Below are 19,224 nucleotides of genomic sequence, written 5' to 3'. Positions count from 1 at the left end.
AGTATGAGTAAATTAACGGAATGGTCTTTCCGGAATAAAGCAGCCGTTTGGCTGTTAGTAGTAATGGCATTAGTGATGGGATTAATGAGCTACTTCAGATTGCCGATGGAATTTTTGCCGGCAGCAGATAACCCGCAAGTAATGATCACTGCAATTGGGCAAGGCAGTAATGCAAGTTCAATGGAGCAGAAGGTTACGAATCCATTAGAGCAAGCTGTTATGTTTATAAAAGGTAAAAAGTCCATGTCTTCAACTTCGGGGGATGGTTACTCTCAAATTAGCATTAATTTCGATTCCAAAATAGATATGAAAGAAGCGAAAGCTGAGGTAGAACGTGCTGTTGCTTCGGTACAGCTACCTGCGAACGTAATGAAGCCATTCGTTTTGCAGCTCAATACGTCGATGATTCCGATCAGCTGGGTTACGCTTTCTTTTGATGAAAGCATTAGTGATCAGGAGCGGGAGAAGAAAATAGTAGAGTTTAAAAATGAGCTGCAGAAAATAGAAGGATCGGGACAAATAAGTATATCCGGAAAGTCGCATGCGGTTGTGTACATAAAGCCGGATAGTGAGAAGCTGTCGCAAGCTGGAATACCTGTTCAATCATTAATGACGGTTCTACAAGGCAGAGGTATTTCGACTTCACTAGGGGAAAGAAGTGTAGATGGTCAATCTGCTAACGTAACGATAATTGATGAAATAACAAACATAGATACACTCAAATCACTTCCGGTTGCATCTGGTAAAGTACTTAGCGACGTTGCTAGTGTAGAGTTAAGCAATGAAGCAGAAAATGTGAACCGTAAAAATGGAAAAGCTGCTGTCGTATTTACAATCTCAAAAACTTCGGATGCTAATGCTGTATCGGTAGGGGAAGAAGTAGAAAAAACGATTACAAGATTGAATAAAGAGATGATTGGCATTGAAGCAGCCATTCTCCTAAGCAGCTCAGAGTCTGTTGTACACTCCGTTAATAGTATGCTTAGAGAAGTCCTTCTCGGCGCTTTATTTGCTACGATTATTATTTTATTGTTTATGCGCAACATTAAAGCAACGATCGTCACGATCGTATCGATTCCTCTATCCCTTGGGATTACATTATATTTACTGCAACTATCGGGTGTTTCTCTTAACATCATTACGCTAGGTGGTGTGGCGGTTGCGGTAGGTCGATTAGTAGATGATAGTATTGTTGTCATCGAAAATATTTATAGAAGACTACAGAAAGAACCCTTCTCCATTGGTCTTATTACTAGTGCGACTAAAGAAGTGGCAGCGGCTATTACTTCTTCAACAATCGTAACGGTTGCTGTCTTCTTGCCTATGGGTCTATTAAAAGGTTCATTGCAAGCGTTCTTGCTTCCATTTGCGCTTACAGTTACTTACTCATTACTTGCTTCCTTGCTCGTTGCATTAACAGTTGTCCCTCTTCTAAGTGCAATATTGCTACGCGGTACAAAAGAGAAGGAACATCGTGGTTCACCGAAATTTGCTGCTTTCTTAAGATGGAATTTAAGCCGCAAGTGGCTTCCTATTACTATAGCGATCGTATTGTTGGTTGTTTCAGTAGGAGCTTACGTGAATATGCCGAAGGGGGCTATTGACTCCTCTGGTGCAGAGAACGTTAACGTAACACTGCAATACCCGAGTGATACACCGACTGACAAAGTTTTGGAAGGTGGAATACGACTAGAAGGTATGATCATCGAAGATGAATCAGTCGAGTGGGTAATGATGACATCTGGTAATAGTGCTGATGATGCGCAATTCGGTAACGTTTCGTCGCCTACTTTAGTCACTTATCTTATCGATCTTAAAGAATATGTTGATGCCGAGAAGTTTTTGGAACGTCTAGCAGCTAAGAAGTCAAACTTCCCAGAAGCTGATCTTCAAGCAAACGCTACTGATTTAATCATGGGTAGCGGTAAACCTACCGTGTACATCGATGTAACTGGTGATAACTTACAATTACTTGCTGAAACGGCTAAGAAATTAACGGAAGCTATCGCGCCTATTAAAGGTGTAGAGAAGGTGGAGAGCAATCAAGAAGCACTTAAGCCTGTCTATACGTATCATATTAAACCAGAGGCAGCAAAAGGTGAGGAGGTAGCGATGCAGTTACAAAGTATCCTACATCCGATGCCACTTGGTACGTTGTCGTTAGAAGAAGGAGATACGCCAGTTGTTTTGCAACCAATCGTTAATCCTCAATCAAAAGCAGATTTGGATAATCTCACAATTATGACAGCAGCAGGAGCAGTATCGATCTCCCAAGTTGCTGAGCTCGTTCGTTCGGAACAACCTAGCGTGTTCTATCACTTGGATGGTAAACCTTATGTTCGTGTAACGGCAAGTGCAGATCCGAAGCAGCTTTCAGTTGTTGGAGCGGATATAACGAAAGTTGCTAACGAACTGGAACTGCCTGCGGGTGTAGAAGTATCTGTAGGCGGTGCATCAGCGGACCAAATGAGTGACTTTGCCGATATTGGTGTAACGGCATTAATTTCAATCGGTATCGTTTACCTCATCATGGTATTAACATTTAAGACGCTACGTGCTCCACTTGCGATTATGATCTCGTTGCCACTGGCAGCAATTGGTGCAGTAACAGGTCTACTTATATCAGGTGTTACACCTGACTTCACGGCGATGTTTGGCGCACTCATGCTCATTGGAATCGTCGTCACTAATGCTATCGTATTAATCGATCGAGTGAAACATAACGAACAAACAATGTCGATTCGAGAAGCACTCATTGAAGCAGCAACAACAAGAATGCGACCAATTATTATGACAGCACTTGCGACGATTTGTGCGATGTTGCCACTTGTATTCGGCAATCACGAATCCGGCAGTATTGTGTCCCAAAGTTTGGCGATAGTCGTTATTGGCGGACTTGCTGCTGCTACAGTGCTTACACTAGTCATTGTACCTTGTGCATATGAGCTATTATTTTTCCGCAAATCAGCAAAGCAAAGAAGAGCAATTAAGTTTGAAGGTGCTGCCGAAGCAGCAGCTGCATCGTCGAAGTAATCTAAAGAAACATATGCAACTAACCAAGGGTGCTTCTTCATCAAATAGAGTAATCTATTTTTGGAGAGCGTCCTTTTCTCCTTTTTAATCATAGGAAACGATATATGAGTTTCTACATGTCAGTTTAGTCTCCATCGTGTAGAAGGTTTATTTAGTCTATTAGTTGAATTAATTGGTTATTGATAGACAAGGGGTGTAAAACGATGTCTAATACTAACTACATTCGTTCAATTCGCGAAAAAGTCGGGCACGACTTGTTATTTTTAAACTTTTCAGGCGCCATTATTGTGAATGAAAACAATGAACTATTATTGCAAAAAAGAGGTGATAGAAATGCTTGGGGTTTCCCAGGAGGGGCGATGGAGTTAGGAGAATCGGCAGAAGAAACAGCTGTACGTGAAGTGTTTGAGGAAACTGGCTTACATGTAAAAGTTGACCATCTCATAGGCGTATACACGAAGTATTTTGATGAATATCCGAATGGAGATAAAGCGCAGACCATTACTTTCTTTTTTCAATGCAAAGCGATCGAAGGAGAACTTAAAACGGACGGAGATGAAACGTTAGAGCTTGCGTTTTTCCCTGTCACTAACTTACCTCCTTTGTTTGTCAAACAACACCAAGACGCTGCTCAAGATTGGTTAGCTGAGCGAAGGGGATGTTTTAGGTGAGGCAAATTTTCAATTAATAAAGCCCCAAAAAATCCTGCTTCGGGCAAAAGAAGCCAAATCAATGGGACATTGGTTTGGCTTACTTTGCTTATATAATTTCATTTAATAACCAGAGTCTTCGGAAGTAAGATTATCTATCATTTTATAATCGTATTTTTGTAACGGTTTTTCAGCAGGCCCCTCAAGTACTTCTCCTGTAAATGAAAATCGAGAACCATGGCAAGGACAATCCCAAGAACGTTCTCCATTGTTCCAAGCAACTTCACAACCGATGTGAGTACAAGTTGTATCTACGATATGAAGCGTTCCTTCTATATCTCTATAAGCTCCTTTTCTATGGCTATTAATAGTTATAACGGCTCCTTCATCGTTGGATAAATCATGAATAGATTTCTGAGGCATCTCAAACTTACCTTTAATTAAGTGACCAACAACATTAGCATTTTCAACTAAGAAGTTCTTCAGACTTGGATTCATATGGAAGCGGGAAGGGGTATATAATTCTTGATATTTGTTCTTTTTATCACATACTATGTCTCGTAATAAAAGTGCAGCCGCAGTTCCGTTTGTCATACCCCATTTCCTGTATCCAGTTGCTATTAATACATTCTTTTGACCAGAGGTAATTTGACCGACGTAAGGAATTTTGTCTAATGTAATTAAATCTTGGGCGGACCATCGATATGAAATATTTTCTAGCTCAAATAATTGTTGTCCGAATACTTCTAAAGGCTCATAATGTTTTAATGTCTCTCCACCTTGTCCAGTTTTATGACTTTCTCCAGAGATAAGAATCATTTGTTCCCCATTAATTGTTGCATAACGAAGAGATCTCTTTGGTTCATCTGCACTAATGTATATGCCACCTGGATATTCTTTTTTTGTTTTTGCAGCAATAATATAGGAACGTTCTGCATGCATCCTTGTGGAGTAAAGTCCCGCGCCTTCATAAAAAGGGAAGTGAGAACAGGAAAGAACATAGTTTCCAGTTACACGGGCTCCTCCATTAGTAAGAACTACAGGTTGTTCGCCCGTCTCAATATTTACCGCTGTTGTATTTTCAAAGATGTATCCACCTTTTTCCGTAATTATTTGTGTAAGATGAGCTAAATATTTGAGTGGATGGAATTGTGCCTGATTTTTCATAACTAGAGCTTTATATATTTCTAAATCAATAGGAAGCTTATTTACTAGGTGGCCTTCAATGCGAAGCTCTTTATAGGCTGCTGCTTCTTTATCTAGTTTGAGTGCATATTCCTCTGTAGTGGCATACACATAGGCATCTTGATGAGTGAAATCACAATCAATATGATGTTTATTAATCATTTCTTGAATAAATGTTAAAGCAGCGATGTTTGCTTCATAATATAATCTTGCCGTGTTTTTTCCTGCATTTTGGATGAACTCATCATAAATTAAATCGTGCTGGGCTGTGATTTTAGCTGAGGTATGACCTGTTGTTCCATGTAGCAATTTGTCTGCTTCTATAATAGCAACCTTTAAACCTTCATTCACCAATAGATATGCAGCTGTAATACCTGTAATTCCACCTCCCACAATAACAACATCGACTTGCAAGTCTTCCTTTAAACTGGGGTATTCGGGTAAATGAATTGAGTTTGTCCAATAAGATTCGGCATTAAAGAGTAATTTTCCATTGTAATGATTGTTAGTGGTCACTATAAATCCTCCATCAATTGTTTTATAGGATCATTATTTCCAATTGAGAAGAGGATAAACTTTGTGTTGCTAAAAGGCGTAATAGAGTTAATGAAACAGATAGATGGATTGGAAGATAGCGTTCTTACCTTGAACGAAGGTGAAGAAACAAACAGCATTAGTCGTGTCGAAGGAAAGACTCTTTAATGGGGGAAAACAATAAGAAATATTTCGTTAACCGCCTTATGCTCATGGACGGTGGTGTGAGAGGACGGGGGGCTAGGCGCCCCCTCTTACAAGTTTGTACGTGAACAAGCAAGCTGATATAGCGGAAACAGTTGCTTATACGTAGACACAGTAAATTCAAGCAATGCATCACCATTTTGAAGCAGCTTATCATCTGCCGCAATTTGACGACCGATTAGAAGCTCGGCTTTTTGGACGTCACGGAAGCGTTTAAGTGAAGATTCCCAATCTTGACGGTCCATCTCGGCTACTTTTGCACATTGTTTCTTCATATGATCTTGAGATAACGAGTAATCACTAGGAACTGATGATATCACTTGATCTAGTTCATTAAGAAAAGCAGTAGCGATTGCTTTTTTATTCGGTGCTTCATAGATGAGTGCAAACCATATAAACAAATGATCATCGAATAGTCCAAGCTGGAAATGAGGATGAGCTTTATATCCACGTTTGTTGTTGCAGATTGCAAGCCAAGTATCTTTAGGAGGATTGACGGTACGTCTTGCATGTTTTGCAATGTGAAGGAACATCTCGTTTCCTGATAGGAGGGATAGTTCCATCGTAAGTTGCTCGCCGATTGCTTGGAATTTAGGACGAATATGTGTTTGGATACCAGCCATTCGTTCTTCTAATCCTTGTAGTCCGAATACATCGAAGTCAGAAGAGTGAAAGCCTGGCAGCGCCGATGTTTGAGTTTGAACCGTTGTCGTCATCGTCGTTGCTCCTTATATCAAGATAGATAATAAATATTTATTGATAATCATTATTATAGCATAAATAAGCTTTAATTAAATGAAGATTACATGTAATCAAAGAATGGCTGCAATAATAACGAATACTTCGCCGAAACTTATAATGAAGAAGTTATAAATAGATGATTTGTTTCATAGTTTCAAATAACTTTTTATAGAGTAACGTCCGGTCGGTTTTGAACATACTACCCATTTTCGATAATAAATCGAAGCAACATGTAAAATTAGTCAATAATCCAAGTTGCCATAACATAAGATGGAGTATAAGATAATGATAAGAACAAATTTTCAGAACATTTAGTCAACTAACAGAAGGAAAAGGGGAGGGATTGCCGTGAACAAAAGCTATGAAGTCGAATACTGCAATTTGGAGCTGCGTTTCGAGCGGCGGCAAATCCAAAATCTCATCCGTGATCTTATTCAGGAAGGGTACTCCTTGTATTGGAGCGAAACGGAGGGGCAGTTTCTGGTATCTATCCGGACGGGGCGCAAGCTCGTAAAGCTGCAATTTCAACGCATGAAAAACCGATACAAAATCGTAGGAGATTATGTGATCAAGGATGAAAAGTTGTCAGTTCTACTAGAAAAGTTGATTAATGACACACGTGGACATGCGGTCGTGAAGCGGATCAAAGATCGTCAAATCGTCATTGAGAGTATTATGTTCGGTGAGATTATACGACTTGTGGAGGTGTCTGGCATGGAACATCGGATTATTTATCAGAAGAAGCCTTTTGTCACAATAGAAGAAATGATAAAGGCGTTTCAATCGAAGCGAGCTGAAGAAAGAGCTCTGGTACTCAGACTCGAATTGGATTATGAGCTATCTGTTTTGTTTGAAGCTTTAGAGGACAAAAATGAGGAAGCGGTTACTTTATCGAAGGAGCGGTTAGTTGCTCTGCGATCAGAAATGCTTCAATTGGAGCTGTAATGGATGAGTAGTAATGTTGTTTATCTTTTTTAAACGATCGTATACCCCGTATATTAATTGCGGCGTATAGGGTCGTTTTTTCGTATGGACTTAAGTTAGTAAGCAGTCGATTTCCGCAGTATAAGCAATTCTTTTGCTTAATGTCAATATTTCTGATGTGCTTTATAGCTATTTTTCCATGTAAATAGTTTTCTTATTGCTGTAAAAGGAGTAGAATAACACTATTGTGACTAAATAAATAGAGAAGGATGGGAGAACCAGATGTCAAAACAACAAATTGGTGTTATAGGATTGGCTGTAATGGGCAAAAACTTGGCCCTTAATATTGAAAGCAGAGGATTTACTGTTTCCGTATTTAACCGTTCTCGTGAAAAGACTGACGAGTTGATTAAGGAATCCGAAGGTAAAAACCTAGTACCTGCTTATACAATCGAAGAGTTTGTACAATCACTTGAAGTACCTCGCAAAATTTTGATTATGGTTCAAGCCGGTGCAGGAACGGATGCTACAATTGATGCTCTTGTGCCTCATCTTGCTCAAGGTGATATTATTATTGACGGCGGAAACGCTTATTTCCCTGATACACAACGTCGCAGCAAAGATTTGGAAGCAAAAGGTTTCCGTTTCATTGGAACAGGCGTTTCTGGTGGCGAAGAAGGCGCACTAAAAGGACCGTCCATCATGCCTGGCGGCCAGAAGTCAGCATATGAGCTAGTTGAGCCGATCTTGACTGCAATCTCTGCTAAAGTTGGCGAAGACGCATGTTGTACATACATTGGACCTGACGGTGCAGGTCATTATGTAAAGATGGTTCATAACGGAATTGAGTACGGAGATATGCAATTAATTTGTGAAGCTTATGACCTTTTGAAAAATGTTCTTGATGTTAGTGCAGAAGAACTTCATGACATTTTTACAGAGTGGAATAAAGGTGAGCTTGACAGCTACCTTATCGAAATTACACGTGATATATTCTCCAAATATGACCCTGAAACGGGCAAACCGATGGTTGACGTTATTTTGGATTCCGCTGGCCAAAAGGGTACAGGAAAATGGACGAGCCAAAGCTCGCTTGATCTTGGCGTTCCTCTGTCCATCATTACTGAATCCGTATTTACACGATTCCTTTCAGCAATGAAAGAAGAACGTGTTGCTGCTAGCAAGGTACTAAATGGACCTGCAAAAGTGCCATTCCAAGGTGACAGAGCTGCATTTATCGAATCAGTTCGCAAAGCCTTGTTTGCAAGTAAAATTTGTTCGTACGCACAAGGCTTCGCACAGATGCGTGCAGCATCGGAAGAATACGGTTGGGAACTACGCTACGGCGACATCGCGATGATCTTCCGTGGCGGTTGCATTATTCGCGCCCGCTTCCTACAAAATATTAAAGATGCTTACGACCGCGATCCAGAGCTTCGCAACTTGTTGCTTGATCCTTACTTCAAGGACATCGTGGAAGCTTACCAAGGTGATTGGCGCCAAGTAATCGGAATTGCCGTAACGAACGGTGTTCCAGTTCCTGCATTCTCTAGTGCGATTGCTTACTTCGACAGCTACCGTACTGAGCGTTTGCCGGCTAACCTATTGCAAGCACAACGTGATTACTTTGGTGCCCATACATTCAAACGTGTGGACAAAGAAGGATCATTCCACTTTAACTGGCTCCAATCTTAAGTTAGCGTTTTGGAATAATCCCATAAGCGGCTTGTTTCAACCATTCGCGTAAACGCTCGGCCTCTTGGTCGCTCGCATGTCTGCGTTGAATAAGGGCCATCGCTGCTTCGGCAAAGGACAAAAAGTTTTGCATTAATCGTGGCTGCGACAGATCCAGTAAAGATGGATCATCGTCAGCCACCTTTTTTTTGATATAACCGAGCATCCAAACGACATCGTCACGACTTAGAGGGTATGCAGGATCCAATATTCGATTAATTCTTAGTTCTGTTGGATCTGAAGACTGGGGATAGGGCTTTCTTGTCATTACAGAATCACTCCCGTCCAAAAATGTGCATAAAATGTGCATCTTAATCATCCATACGGCTTAACTCACTTTTTTATACCCTTCTCGCCAAAAAAAATGATATGATGTGGTAGAAAAGTTGAGTAAAAAGAGTTAAAAGGTGGAAAAAGCGCAATGGAATCCAAAATCTCCTATAAATTGATATTAATCGGCTTTATGGGTACTGGCAAGTCAAGTGTTAGTCGATTACTTGCAGAGCAGCTAGGATGCGCTCGAATTGACGTTGATGAAGAAATTGAGCGTTCAGAAAATAAAAAGATTTCCGCTATATTTGAGATTGATGGTGAAGAAGGTTTTAGAGAAATTGAAAGTCGCGTACTACAAAGACTTCTAACGACTTCAGAAGTATCCGTTATTGCAACTGGCGGAGGTGCAGTGCTGCGCGACTCCAACCGTCAGGATATGCTCGATAACGGTTATGTCGTTGCTCTTAAGGCAAGCCCAGATCAAATTGTTTCAAGAGTGATGAATGATGAATCTCGACCACTGCTTAATGGTGATGTTCATAGCCGTGTTAGCAGCTTGCTTGAACAAAGAAAAACAGCGTATGACTTTGCGCATTGTACGATTGATACGACTGAACTGACTGTAGAAGACGTTGTATCCAAAATTGTAAGCCAGTGGAATCATTATTCCTCTTCCAAATAAATTAATGTAAAAGGAGATTCATTCTTAATGGACGTTATTGTAACGCCGACTCCCCGGCTTAAGGGTGAAATTGGAGCTCTTTCCTCCAAAAATTATACAACTCGATATTTACTCGTAGCTGCATTGGCAGAGGGGACGAGTACCATCTATTACCCAGCTCACAGCGAAGACAGCGATGCGATGCGCCGTTGTATCCGCGATCTTGGTGCAATTGTAGAAGAAGATGAAGAAAAGATCGTTATTACTGGTTTTGGCCGCAATCCTAAGCCTGTTGAACAACTTGATGTTGGAAATGCTGGTGCAGTATTACGATTTTTGATGGCTATAGCGTCATTATGTCCAGACCTTACTTTTGTAAATCGTTACCCAGATTCGCTTGGTAAACGTCCGCACCATGATTTAATTGAATCTCTAAGCAATATGGGCGTAACAATTGAGCATAATGAAGGTAAGTTGCCTATTACGATAAAAGGCGGTAAACCAAAGGGTGGGCACATCCAGGTTTCCGGTAATATTAGCTCTCAGTTTTTAAGTGCACTTCTATTTCTTACCCCGCTTCTTGAAGAAGACAGTGAGATCGAGGTTCTTCACGATTTGAAATCAAAAGTTGTTGTTGGACAAACATTAGAGGTGCTGGAGCAAGCAGGAATCAAAATCCATGCAGATGAAGATTATATGCGTTTCCGTGTACCAGGTCGTCAAAATTATGAAGCGAAAACGTATTCCGTACAAGGTGACTATCCTGGATCTGCTGCTATTCTTGCCGCAGCTGCCGTTACTGAATCAGATGTTATTGTTCATCGTTTAGTTGAGAATAGTAAACAAGGGGAACGTGCTGTAGTGGATGTACTCCGTATGATGGAAGTGCCACTTACTCATGAAAATGACATTGTACATGTAAAAGGAAATGGGCAACTCAAAGCAGTTGAGTTTGACGGTGATCATGCTACGGACGCTGTTCTTGCAATGGTAGCTGCAGCTGTTTTTGCAGAAGGAACTTCACGTTTCTATAATGTTGAAAACCTTCGCTATAAGGAATGTGACCGCATTACGGATTATTTGAATGAGCTGAGGAAAGCTGGGGCAAACGTAGAGGAGCGCCAAAGTGAAATTATCGTTCATGGTCGTCCAGAGGGTGTAGAAGGTGGCGTTGATATTAACGCTCATTATGATCACCGTGTTATTATGGCGCTTACGATTGTCGGTTTACGTTCCAAAAATCCGATCCGTATTCATGATGCACATCATGTTGCCAAATCGTATCCGATTTATTTCGATCACTTGAAAGCATTAGGTGCTAATGTTGAGTGGGTGGAAGGCAAATTGCATTAAAGTAAATTGTCCAGACGATACTTAGTTTTTAGAAATGAGGTGCAATTATGGCTTTTGAAAATCCGACACGGGAACAAATAAAGGAAATTCTGAGCAACAGTGACGTTGTTGCAGTGGTAGGGTTATCTGATAATCCAGAACGAGTATCCTATATGGTCTCAGAGGCAATGCAAGCAAAAGGATATACGATTATTCCAGTTAATCCTAATGCGGACACGATATTGGGGCAGAAAAGTTATGCTACTCTAGCAGATATTCCGGTTCCAGTCGATATTGTTAATGTGTTCAGACGTAGTGAGCATACACCTCCAATAGCTGAAGAGGCTGTTGCGATCGGCGCAAAGACACTTTGGCTTCAACTTGGTGTATTGAATGAAGAAGCGGGTAAAATAGCACAGGACGGCAGCTTGAATGTCATTATGGATCGTTGCATCAAAGTAGAGGACTCCATTCTTCTTCCAGGTGGAAAAGGAAAAAGGTAACGTTCGTAATGATGATTTCGTTTCTCCACAGTTAGATAGGCTTCAAAAATAAAGTCGCATAGTTATGATGACTAGGCGCACATGATTAATAGCCGTTAGATTAATAAAAGTTTGAAAAATCATTAATAGGGCGAGCCTAAGTGGCTCGTCTTTTTATTTTGACAAATGCGGAACAAGGGCTTAACATCGAAGTAGGCATCATGCTCGACAAAATCAAAATTACGATGTAAAGTTGCAATTGTAAAAATAGGATTATGCTTACGAAGTTACGTTTTGCTTCGCAAAACGTTTTAGGAGGTTAAAAATGACTTTCATAGGGAGCCTGCAGCAGCTGGGAAGAGCGTTCATGCTGCCGATGATAGTGCTTCCAGGAGCAGCCGTATTTCTTAGCCTAAGTCAATTGCCTTGGGATTACATAGGATTGCCGGGTATGTCAGATCATTTACGTGCTGCAAGTGAAGTTATATTTCTTTATTTGCCGTATTTGTTCGCAGTAGGTATTGCGCTTGGTTTGACTGGAAATGCGCTCGCAGCAGGAATGGCATCGCTTGTTGGAATGATTATTTATACCGGTGTAATTGGAACATCTAGTACTGAGATAGAGCCGACCGTTATGATTGGTGCTATTATCGGAATTTCAGCTGGTTACAGTCATGAACGATTTAAAGATTTAAGATTGCCAGAGTACATACAGTTTTTTGGAGGCCCACGATTTGTTCCGTTATTTGTGAGCTTAATTTCGTTTCTATTTGCCATTGGGATGGTTAATATAGCACCTTTTTTACAAGGGCTTATGATAGAACTCGGCGAGGTTGTAGCTTCAGGCGGTGGCTTTGGTGTTTTCCTATATGGATTCGTTCATCGAATTCTTGTCGTATTTGGTCTGCATCATCTCGTTAACCATGTGTTTTGGTTTCAGATCGGTGGTTACGAGACGGAAGCTGGTAATGTCGTTTATGGAGATTTACCGCGCTTTTTCGCAGGGGACCCAAGTGCAGGTGCCTTTATGGCGGGATTATATCCTACAATGATGTTTGCATTGCCAGCGATCGCATTTGCGATCATTCATGAAGCACGTGAAGATTTGAAACCGAAAATTCGTAAAACGTTTATGTACGCAGCTCTGGCGTCATTCCTCACAGGAGTGACAGAACCTGTCGAGTTTGCTTTTTTGTTTGTAGCACCTTACTTGTATGTTATTCACTCACTATTGTCAGGTCTTATTATGTGGGTAACCTTCGAATTAGGTATTCGCCATGGTTTTTCGTTCTCAGCAGGAGCAATCGATTTTGCAATTAATCAGCATCTTGCTACGCGTGGTTGGCTCATTATCCCGATTGGTATCGTCGTCGGACTGTTTTATTATTTCTTATTCCGATGGGCGATTCGAAAATTCCGCATACCAACGCCAGGACGTGAAGAAGGCTCTCAACTTGATGAATGGGCAGGCGATATTCCTTATCGTGCACCACTTATTCTTCAAGCTATTGGCGGCAAACAAAACATTGTACAGATCGAATCATGTATTACGCGTCTCCGGATAAAGGTTACGAACGAGAAGATCATAGATGTTAACGCCCTCCGTAATTTAGGGGCGGCAGGAGTAATTAGACTTGGAGGTGGTCATGTGCAGGTTGTGTTTGGCACGTACTCCGAGCTTATTCGTGAAGAAATGATTAAAGCGATGCATCGTGATCAAGAACAAGTTTTGTTCCACTCACCGATGCAAGGCAAAATGATTTCGTTAGATGATGTGCCTGATCCAATCTTTGCAGGGAAATTAGTCGGACAAGGTGTTGCATTTTTACCTGATAAAGGTGAATTGGTTTCACCAGTTAAGGGTAAAGTTATTCATATTTATCCGACTATGCATGCCATCGGCATTAAGACACCTGAAGGGTTAGATGTGCTATTGCATATCGGAATTGATACATCACACTTGGCAGGGAAATCATACTTTCAGGCAGTCGTCAAAGAAGGCGATGAGGTCACTCCTGGTATGCTGCTGATTCGGTTTAATTTACAAAAGGTTCGTAAAGAAAGTAAATCACTAGCTACACCAATGGTCATTACCAACTCCGATCGTGTCCATTCATGGCGTTATGCGCCATTTAAAGCGGTAAAAAAGGGACAGTCTTCGGTTATGTCAGTCGTACTTAAAGAGAGCAATGGTGGAGGGGAAACACAATGATTCAAGGAATAGGCGCTTCGTCAGGCATCGCGATTGGAAGAGCATTTGTATTGCCGAACTGGGAATGGGAAGTCCCAGAGCACAAAATAGACGTTTCAGATTTCGCTCGAGAGTTTGAGAGGGTATATGAAGGTATACGATCCTCTAAACATGAAATCGAGCAAATAAAGGATGAGCTTAGGGAAGTAGTAGGCTCAGAAGAAACGAATATATTTGATGCACATATCGCTATATTGGATGATCCTGTTTTTATGAACGAAATTCAAGGTATCATTCAGCGGCAATATAAAGCTGCAGAAGTTGCGGTGAAGGAAGCAATTGATCATTTTGTAACGATGTTCGATTTGCTCGATGATGACTACATGAAGGAACGTGCACTTGATATTAAGGACGTCGGTAATCGATTACTGAAGCATTTACTTGGTGTCCCTGAAATTACACTTCCTTCAGATACACAGCCGTTTATTCTCATTGCAAAAGAGTTATCCCCTTCCCAGCTTGCACATATTAATCCTGATCACGTGCTTGGGATCGTAACGCTTGTAGGAAGCACGACTTCACATTCCTCTATTATGGCGAGGGCACTTGGCATTCCATTAGTTGTTGGGGTGGAGCCTAGTCTGGCTGAACCCATTATTACGGGGCAAACAATGATTATAGATGGTGGGGATGGAACCGTTTATATTGAGCCAGTACAGTCTGTTATTGATCTATATAACGATTTACATGCTCGCCATACAGAAGCTAAGAGGAAGTTGCAACATTTTGCTGATCGCCGCTCAGAAACACCAGATGGTAAGTGGTTGAGGCTTGGAGCTAACATCAGTTCAGTTAAGGAACTAGAGATTGCATTGTCCAGTGGCGCTAATGGTGTAGGCTTGTTCCGAACAGAGTTTCTATATATGGATCGCAATCGATTCCCTAAAGAAGAAGAACAATATGAGGTATATAAAAGCGTAGCGGAGAAGCTAAGAGGTGAGCCGCTCGTTATTCGAACGTTGGATATCGGTGGGGACAAGCAGCTTGACTACTTTGAGTTGCCAGAAGAGGATAATCCCTTTTTAGGCTATCGGGCTATTCGAATTTCACTCGTTCGAAAAGATCTATTTAAGACACAATTGAGAGCAATTTTGAGGGCTAGCTTTTACGGTCAAGTAAAGTTGATGTACCCATTAATATCATCCGTAGAGGAAGTTCGTGCAGCTAACGAAATTTTGAGAGAAGCAAAGCATGAACTAGAACAAGAAGGTATACCTTTCGATACAGGCATGAAGGTAGGTATTATGATTGAAGTTCCAGCAGCCGTTATGATTGCGGATCTTCTCGCACAAGAAGTTGACTTTTTCAGCATTGGGACAAACGATCTTGTGCAGTTTACATTAGCGGTAGATCGGATGAACGAAGAAATTTCGCATTTGTATGATCCGTTTCACCCGGCGTTGCTGCGAATGCTTAAACAAACAGCAGAAGCGGCTAAGCAGAATGGTATTACAATTAGTGTGTGCGGTGAACTTGCAGGAGATCTTCGCGCATTACCAATATGGTTAAGCCTAGATGTAGATGAATTGAGTATGTCTTCTCATTCCATTCTTCAAGTAAAGGAGCGGTTGCTCAGCACCTATCAACGTGAGAGTCGAGTTGTTTTCGAGGAGATTCGCCAGTGCCGTACCAGTGCAGAAATTATTGATAAGCTTGAGCTGTTCTCACAAGGATTAGACGCACAAACAGCGAATGGTTAACCCATTCGCTGCTCAAGTGCGTCTACAAAAGCTTTTGCATAAGGTGGTAGATCTGGTGGTCGTCTCGCAGAGATGAGATTTCCATCTACAACGACAGCTTCGTCATACCAAGTTGCGCCTGCATTCTCCATATCATCTCGTATGCCAGGAGTTGAAGTGACTTTTCGTCCTTCTAATATTTTGGCAGAAATGAGTACCCAGCCCGCATGGCAGATTTGTCCAATTGGTTTGTTCGCTGCATCTAGCTCTTGTACGAGCTGAAGTACTTTTGGATAACGTCTTAGCTTGTCCGGAGCCCAACCTCCCGGTACGAGCATTCCAATAATGTCTTCACTGTTCACTTCGTCAAAGGACAGGTCTGCAATGGCAGGTACACCATACTTACCAATATGCGTTTTTCCTTTTTCGGGACCAGCATAGAGAACAGTTGCTCCAGCTTCACGGACTCGGTAGACTGGATACCATAACTCCAAATCCTCAAATTCATCGTCTAGCAAGCAGATTACGACTTTATTCTGCAAGGACATATTAATCCCCTCCAATTACATAATTGCTACATTATTTCTATTGTAACGAAGGAGTAACTATGAATCAAATAAACACACAAAAGAAAAGTAAAAACTGGACTAGATTGCTTCGTTTCATCCCTGCGATCATTTGGATGACGATTATATTTATATTGTCATCACGCACCGGTGATGAGATCAGTACGGTTTTGCCCTTATTTCAAAAGTTGTTTCCTGGTATGACCGATTTTAATTGGGGTCATTATGTTTCTTATTTTATATTAGCAGCAGCATTCGATTACGGATTTGGTAAGCACTCGGAACGACTATCAATGAAACTTGTTATTATTTTGTTATGCGGATTGTATGGAGTAACTGATGAGTTCCACCAGTCGTTTGTTGGTGGTCGGATGATGGATATAACAGACGTACGTAATGATATGATTGGCGCTGCAATATGGACAGTTTGTGGATCTATTCCGTTTGTTCGACGTATATGGAGAAGGTACTTTTAATAGGGAAAAAGTACGAGAACAATTGTAAAAATTACAAACTAGAAAAAAGCAGGAGTTTTGACAAAAAAGGTCGAATAATTCTCTCATTCTCATTGAAATAACAGTAGGGATGATAGTGACTTTAGTCACTATAAAGAGGAGCTGACCATCTTGCGGAAGAAATGCCCTTGCGGCGAGATGATGACGATGAAACTACGCACAGTCATCTATTCAGGAAAGGTTGAGATCGATAACGTACCAATCTTTTCATGTACAAGCTGTAAAAGAAGCGAAGTAATACCTGAAGTAAAACCGGATTTAACCGGACTTATCGCAAAGCTTGGCGCAGACCCAAGCAAAGGAACGCTTTTGTTTAATGAGTGTAACGAATGGGCAGATTTATTAGTAGAGGCTAAAGTAAATAAATGCCAACCTAACACTGTTGAGGTACAGGCGCTGATTGAACAACGAATCAATATGCTACTAGATATGTACTTACTGGCGCAAACGCTGAATGATGAGGCTTGGATTGTGGATCTAAATAAGAGACTCCAACAAATTAGCGGAAAATCACTATATACATATAGTCTAACGAGGTAGTCTTTGTTATAAGGAAACTTCGCTGGTGACTACAAGTATTAGATCTAGCTAAATGTCGTTAAAAGGATTCTTCATCCGAGCTTCATGCGCTAAACCAGCGTGAACATTGCGAAAAGTAATATTTTGTCGTATCATTACGTTTATCTGAAGCGTACGTATTAAATAAAATTTTGAGCAAATGGAGAGGGAATCCGTGACTGTAACTATTTATGATGTAGCAAGAGAAGCAGGTGTATCTATGGCTACGGTTTCCAGGGTTGTGAACAACAATCCAAACGTGAAACCAGCAACGAGAAAAAAGGTTTTCGAGGCGATTGAACGTCTTGGTTACCGTCCTAATGCTGTTGCACGGGGACTTGCAAGCAAAAAAACAACAACTGTAGGCGTCGTTATTCCTGACATCTCTAATGCGATCTTCGCTGAAGTCGCACGAGGAATTGAAGATATCGCCAACATGTATCATTATAATATTATTTTGTGTAATGCAGATAAGAAAAAGGATAAAGAAATTAGAGTTATCAATACGTTGCTAGAGAAACAAGTTGATGGATTGCTCTTCATGGGTGGAGCTGTAACAGAAGAGCATCTGCAAGCTTTCAGAACAGCAAATGTTCCAATCGTGTTATGTGCTACTAGCGATGACACGAATCACATTCCATCTGTTGATATTGATCATGAAGCGGCAGCATATGATGCTGTTATGCAGTTAATTGGACAAGGCCACAAACGTATTGCAATGATTAGTGGTACGCTACAGGACCCATCGAACGGATACGCGAGATTCCAAGGGTACAAACGTGCACTTGAAGTAGCTGGAATTACATACGACGATGCTTTAGTTCGTATTGGTAATTATCGCTATGAATCTGGTGCTGAAGCAATGAAATACTTTATTGACCAGTCGGTACGTCCTACAGCTGTTTTTTCGGCAACGGATGAAATGGCTATCGGAGCTATTCATTGTATCCAGGATTCTGGACTACAAGTACCGTCCGATATTTCGGTCATAAGTGTTGACAACAGTCGTATGGCTTCGATGGTTAGACCGCAACTAACGGCGGTAGCTCAACCAATGTATGATATCGGTGCAGTTTCGATGCGTCTGCTTACAAAGTTAATGAAGAAGGAAAATGTCGAACAATCTAGAGTTGTCTTGCCTCATGAGATCGTTGTTCGTCAATCAGTTGGAGGAATCTAAAGGAATGTCTATTACAAAAATCGGAATAATTGGCGCTATGGCAGAAGAAATTCAATTGCTGCACGAACATGTTGAAGTAGCGTCCCAATATACAAGAGCAGGTATTACTTATTATGAAGGTACTTTTCATGGCAAGTCGATCATCTATTGCAAATCGGGCGTTGGTAAAGTAAACGCAGCTGTATGTACACAATTGTTGCTCGATGCAGGTGCAGACGGCGTATTGTTTACAGGAGTAGCAGGAGCACTTGATCCGAAACTTAATATTGGGGATATCGTTATTTCTACAAGCTGTATTCAGCATGATATGGATTGTTCGCCGCTTGGCTTCGCAAAGGGTGAAATTCCATTCCATCCAAACTCTGAGTTTGTTGCTAATGAACGTCTGGTTGAGATTGCTGCTGCAGCTAGTGAGAAACTTTTCCCAGGACGCAGTTTGAAGGGCAAAGTGTTATCTGGTGATCAGTTTATAGCAAGCCGTGAGGCAGTAGAGCAATTGCATCATACGATGCAAGGAGCATGCGCAGAGATGGAAGGTGCCGCTGTTGCTCAAGTTTGCGAAATGAATGAAATTCCATTTGTCATTATTCGTTCTATGTCTGATAAAGCGGACGGTTCCGCTCATGTTAATTTTACTGAGTTCACCATTCAAGCGTCGAAACATTCATTCCAAATGATCGACGAAATGGTTAAACACGTATAATAGAACAAAATAAGAGCAA

18 protein-coding genes are annotated in these 19,224 nt (G+C 41.1%); 14 read left to right on the top strand and 4 right to left on the bottom strand.

Going from position 1 to position 19,224, the window contains the following annotated elements; genetic code table 11:
• The first annotated feature begins 3 nt into the window (after window positions 1–3).
• Together I6N90_RS03170 and I6N90_RS03165 are read left to right on the top strand one after the other, a co-directional pair.
• A complete protein-coding gene (locus tag I6N90_RS03170) occupies window positions 4–3,033 on the top strand; it encodes an efflux RND transporter permease subunit (RefSeq protein WP_197934045.1) in 3,030 nt (1,009 codons plus the stop codon).
• Window positions 3,034–3,236: 203 nt separating this feature from the next.
• Window positions 3,237–3,704, top strand: coding sequence for an NUDIX hydrolase (locus tag I6N90_RS03165; RefSeq protein WP_197934044.1), 468 nt, complete (start codon window positions 3,237–3,239; stop codon window positions 3,702–3,704).
• Between the two features lie 102 nt (window positions 3,705–3,806).
• Here I6N90_RS03165 and I6N90_RS03160 read toward each other — a convergent pair whose 3' ends face one another.
• Window positions 3,807–5,384, bottom strand: a complete 1,578-nt coding sequence (locus tag I6N90_RS03160; RefSeq protein WP_197934043.1) for an FAD-dependent oxidoreductase — start codon at window positions 5,382–5,384, stop codon at window positions 3,807–3,809.
• A 63-nt stretch (window positions 5,385–5,447) separates the two neighbouring features.
• Here I6N90_RS03160 and I6N90_RS25020 point away from each other — a divergent pair, with 63 nt between their 5' ends.
• Complete coding sequence (locus tag I6N90_RS25020) at window positions 5,448–5,570, top strand: hypothetical protein (protein WP_269669419.1); 123 nt, start codon at window positions 5,448–5,450, stop codon at window positions 5,568–5,570.
• A gap of 86 nt (window positions 5,571–5,656) precedes the next feature.
• On the opposite strand, the gene I6N90_RS03155 is transcribed toward I6N90_RS25020, so the two are convergent.
• Window positions 5,657–6,322 (bottom strand): DUF1054 domain-containing protein, encoded by a 666-nt coding sequence (locus tag I6N90_RS03155; RefSeq protein WP_197934042.1) that lies wholly within the window; start codon window positions 6,320–6,322, stop codon window positions 5,657–5,659.
• Window positions 6,323–6,695: 373 nt separating this feature from the next.
• On the opposite strand from I6N90_RS03155, the gene I6N90_RS03150 reads away from it, so the two are divergent.
• Complete coding sequence (locus tag I6N90_RS03150) at window positions 6,696–7,292, top strand: hypothetical protein (protein WP_197934041.1); 597 nt, start codon at window positions 6,696–6,698, stop codon at window positions 7,290–7,292.
• Window positions 7,293–7,553: 261 nt separating this feature from the next.
• Window positions 7,554–8,966 carry an NADP-dependent phosphogluconate dehydrogenase gene (gene gndA / locus I6N90_RS03145; protein ID WP_197934040.1) on the top strand — a complete coding sequence of 471 codons (1,413 nt, stop codon included), beginning with the start codon at window positions 7,554–7,556 and terminating at the stop codon, window positions 8,964–8,966.
• 1 nt (window position 8,967) lies between these two features.
• Here gndA and I6N90_RS03140 read toward each other — a convergent pair whose 3' ends face one another.
• Entirely contained in the window at window positions 8,968–9,273 is a 306-nt protein-coding gene (locus I6N90_RS03140; RefSeq protein WP_197934039.1) for a hypothetical protein, read from the bottom strand.
• 153 nt (window positions 9,274–9,426) lie between these two features.
• Here I6N90_RS03140 and I6N90_RS03135 point away from each other — a divergent pair, with 153 nt between their 5' ends.
• From I6N90_RS03135 to ptsP, 5 genes are all read left to right on the top strand, one after another.
• Window positions 9,427–9,960 (top strand): shikimate kinase, encoded by a 534-nt coding sequence (locus I6N90_RS03135; protein WP_197934038.1) that lies wholly within the window; start codon window positions 9,427–9,429, stop codon window positions 9,958–9,960.
• 27 nt (window positions 9,961–9,987) lie between these two features.
• Entirely contained in the window at window positions 9,988–11,292 is a 1,305-nt protein-coding gene (gene aroA, locus I6N90_RS03130) for a 3-phosphoshikimate 1-carboxyvinyltransferase (RefSeq protein ID WP_197934037.1), read from the top strand.
• Between the two features lie 47 nt (window positions 11,293–11,339).
• On the top strand, window positions 11,340–11,774 hold the full coding sequence (locus tag I6N90_RS03125) for a CoA-binding protein (RefSeq protein WP_197934036.1): 435 nt from the start codon (window positions 11,340–11,342) through the stop codon (window positions 11,772–11,774).
• Between the two features lie 304 nt (window positions 11,775–12,078).
• On the top strand, window positions 12,079–13,965 hold the full coding sequence (locus I6N90_RS03120) for a glucose PTS transporter subunit IIA (RefSeq protein ID WP_197934035.1): 1,887 nt from the start codon (window positions 12,079–12,081) through the stop codon (window positions 13,963–13,965).
• Window positions 13,962–15,704: a phosphoenolpyruvate--protein phosphotransferase gene (ptsP, locus tag I6N90_RS03115; RefSeq protein WP_197934034.1), complete on the top strand. Its 1,743-nt coding sequence runs from the start codon at window positions 13,962–13,964 to the stop codon at window positions 15,702–15,704. The genes I6N90_RS03120 and ptsP overlap by 4 nt, the downstream gene beginning before the upstream one ends.
• On the opposite strand, the gene I6N90_RS03110 is transcribed toward ptsP, so the two are convergent.
• A complete protein-coding gene (locus I6N90_RS03110) occupies window positions 15,701–16,231 on the bottom strand; it encodes a type 1 glutamine amidotransferase domain-containing protein (protein WP_197934033.1) in 531 nt (176 codons plus the stop codon). The genes ptsP and I6N90_RS03110 overlap by 4 nt on opposite strands.
• 59 nt (window positions 16,232–16,290) lie before the next feature.
• Here I6N90_RS03110 and I6N90_RS03105 point away from each other — a divergent pair, with 59 nt between their 5' ends.
• From I6N90_RS03105 to I6N90_RS03090, 4 genes are all read left to right on the top strand, one after another.
• Window positions 16,291–16,725 carry a VanZ family protein gene (locus I6N90_RS03105; RefSeq protein ID WP_197934032.1) on the top strand — a complete coding sequence of 145 codons (435 nt, stop codon included), beginning with the start codon at window positions 16,291–16,293 and terminating at the stop codon, window positions 16,723–16,725.
• 150 nt (window positions 16,726–16,875) lie between these two features.
• Window positions 16,876–17,304 (top strand): hypothetical protein, encoded by a 429-nt coding sequence (locus I6N90_RS03100; RefSeq protein ID WP_197934031.1) that lies wholly within the window; start codon window positions 16,876–16,878, stop codon window positions 17,302–17,304.
• 193 nt (window positions 17,305–17,497) lie between these two features.
• Complete coding sequence (gene ccpA, locus I6N90_RS03095) at window positions 17,498–18,502, top strand: catabolite control protein A (protein ID WP_197934030.1); 1,005 nt, start codon at window positions 17,498–17,500, stop codon at window positions 18,500–18,502.
• Between the two features lie 4 nt (window positions 18,503–18,506).
• Window positions 18,507–19,205, top strand: a complete 699-nt coding sequence (locus I6N90_RS03090) for a 5'-methylthioadenosine/adenosylhomocysteine nucleosidase (RefSeq protein ID WP_197934029.1) — start codon at window positions 18,507–18,509, stop codon at window positions 19,203–19,205.
• Window positions 19,206–19,224 lie beyond the last annotated feature (19 nt).

The organism is Paenibacillus sp. GSMTC-2017, assembly GCF_016019935.1.
Taxonomy (GTDB): domain Bacteria; phylum Bacillota; class Bacilli; order Paenibacillales; family Paenibacillaceae; genus Pristimantibacillus.
Note: the sequence above shows the minus strand (reverse complement) of the source record. Positions and strands in the feature narration are given on the sequence as shown.

Excerpts from the sequence above, each read along its gene's own strand:
- I6N90_RS03170 (WP_197934045.1), top strand. The coding sequence starts at position 4 with ATGAGTAAATTAACGGAATGGTCTTTCCGGAATAAAGCAGCCGTTTGG.
- I6N90_RS03165 (WP_197934044.1), top strand. The coding sequence starts at position 3,237 with ATGTCTAATACTAACTACATTCGTTCAATTCGCGAAAAAGTCGGGCAC.
- I6N90_RS03155 (WP_197934042.1), bottom strand. The coding sequence starts at position 6,322 with ATGACGACAACGGTTCAAACTCAAACATCGGCGCTGCCAGGCTTTCAC.
- gndA (WP_197934040.1), top strand. The coding sequence starts at position 7,554 with ATGTCAAAACAACAAATTGGTGTTATAGGATTGGCTGTAATGGGCAAA.
- I6N90_RS03140 (WP_197934039.1), bottom strand. The coding sequence starts at position 9,273 with ATGACAAGAAAGCCCTATCCCCAGTCTTCAGATCCAACAGAACTAAGA.
- I6N90_RS03135 (WP_197934038.1), top strand. The coding sequence starts at position 9,427 with ATGGAATCCAAAATCTCCTATAAATTGATATTAATCGGCTTTATGGGT.
- aroA (WP_197934037.1), top strand. The coding sequence starts at position 9,988 with ATGGACGTTATTGTAACGCCGACTCCCCGGCTTAAGGGTGAAATTGGA.
- I6N90_RS03125 (WP_197934036.1), top strand. The coding sequence starts at position 11,340 with ATGGCTTTTGAAAATCCGACACGGGAACAAATAAAGGAAATTCTGAGC.
- I6N90_RS03120 (WP_197934035.1), top strand. The coding sequence starts at position 12,079 with ATGACTTTCATAGGGAGCCTGCAGCAGCTGGGAAGAGCGTTCATGCTG.
- ptsP (WP_197934034.1), top strand. The coding sequence starts at position 13,962 with ATGATTCAAGGAATAGGCGCTTCGTCAGGCATCGCGATTGGAAGAGCA.
- I6N90_RS03110 (WP_197934033.1), bottom strand. The coding sequence starts at position 16,231 with ATGTCCTTGCAGAATAAAGTCGTAATCTGCTTGCTAGACGATGAATTT.
- I6N90_RS03105 (WP_197934032.1), top strand. The coding sequence starts at position 16,291 with ATGAATCAAATAAACACACAAAAGAAAAGTAAAAACTGGACTAGATTG.
- I6N90_RS03090 (WP_197934029.1), top strand. The coding sequence starts at position 18,507 with ATGTCTATTACAAAAATCGGAATAATTGGCGCTATGGCAGAAGAAATT.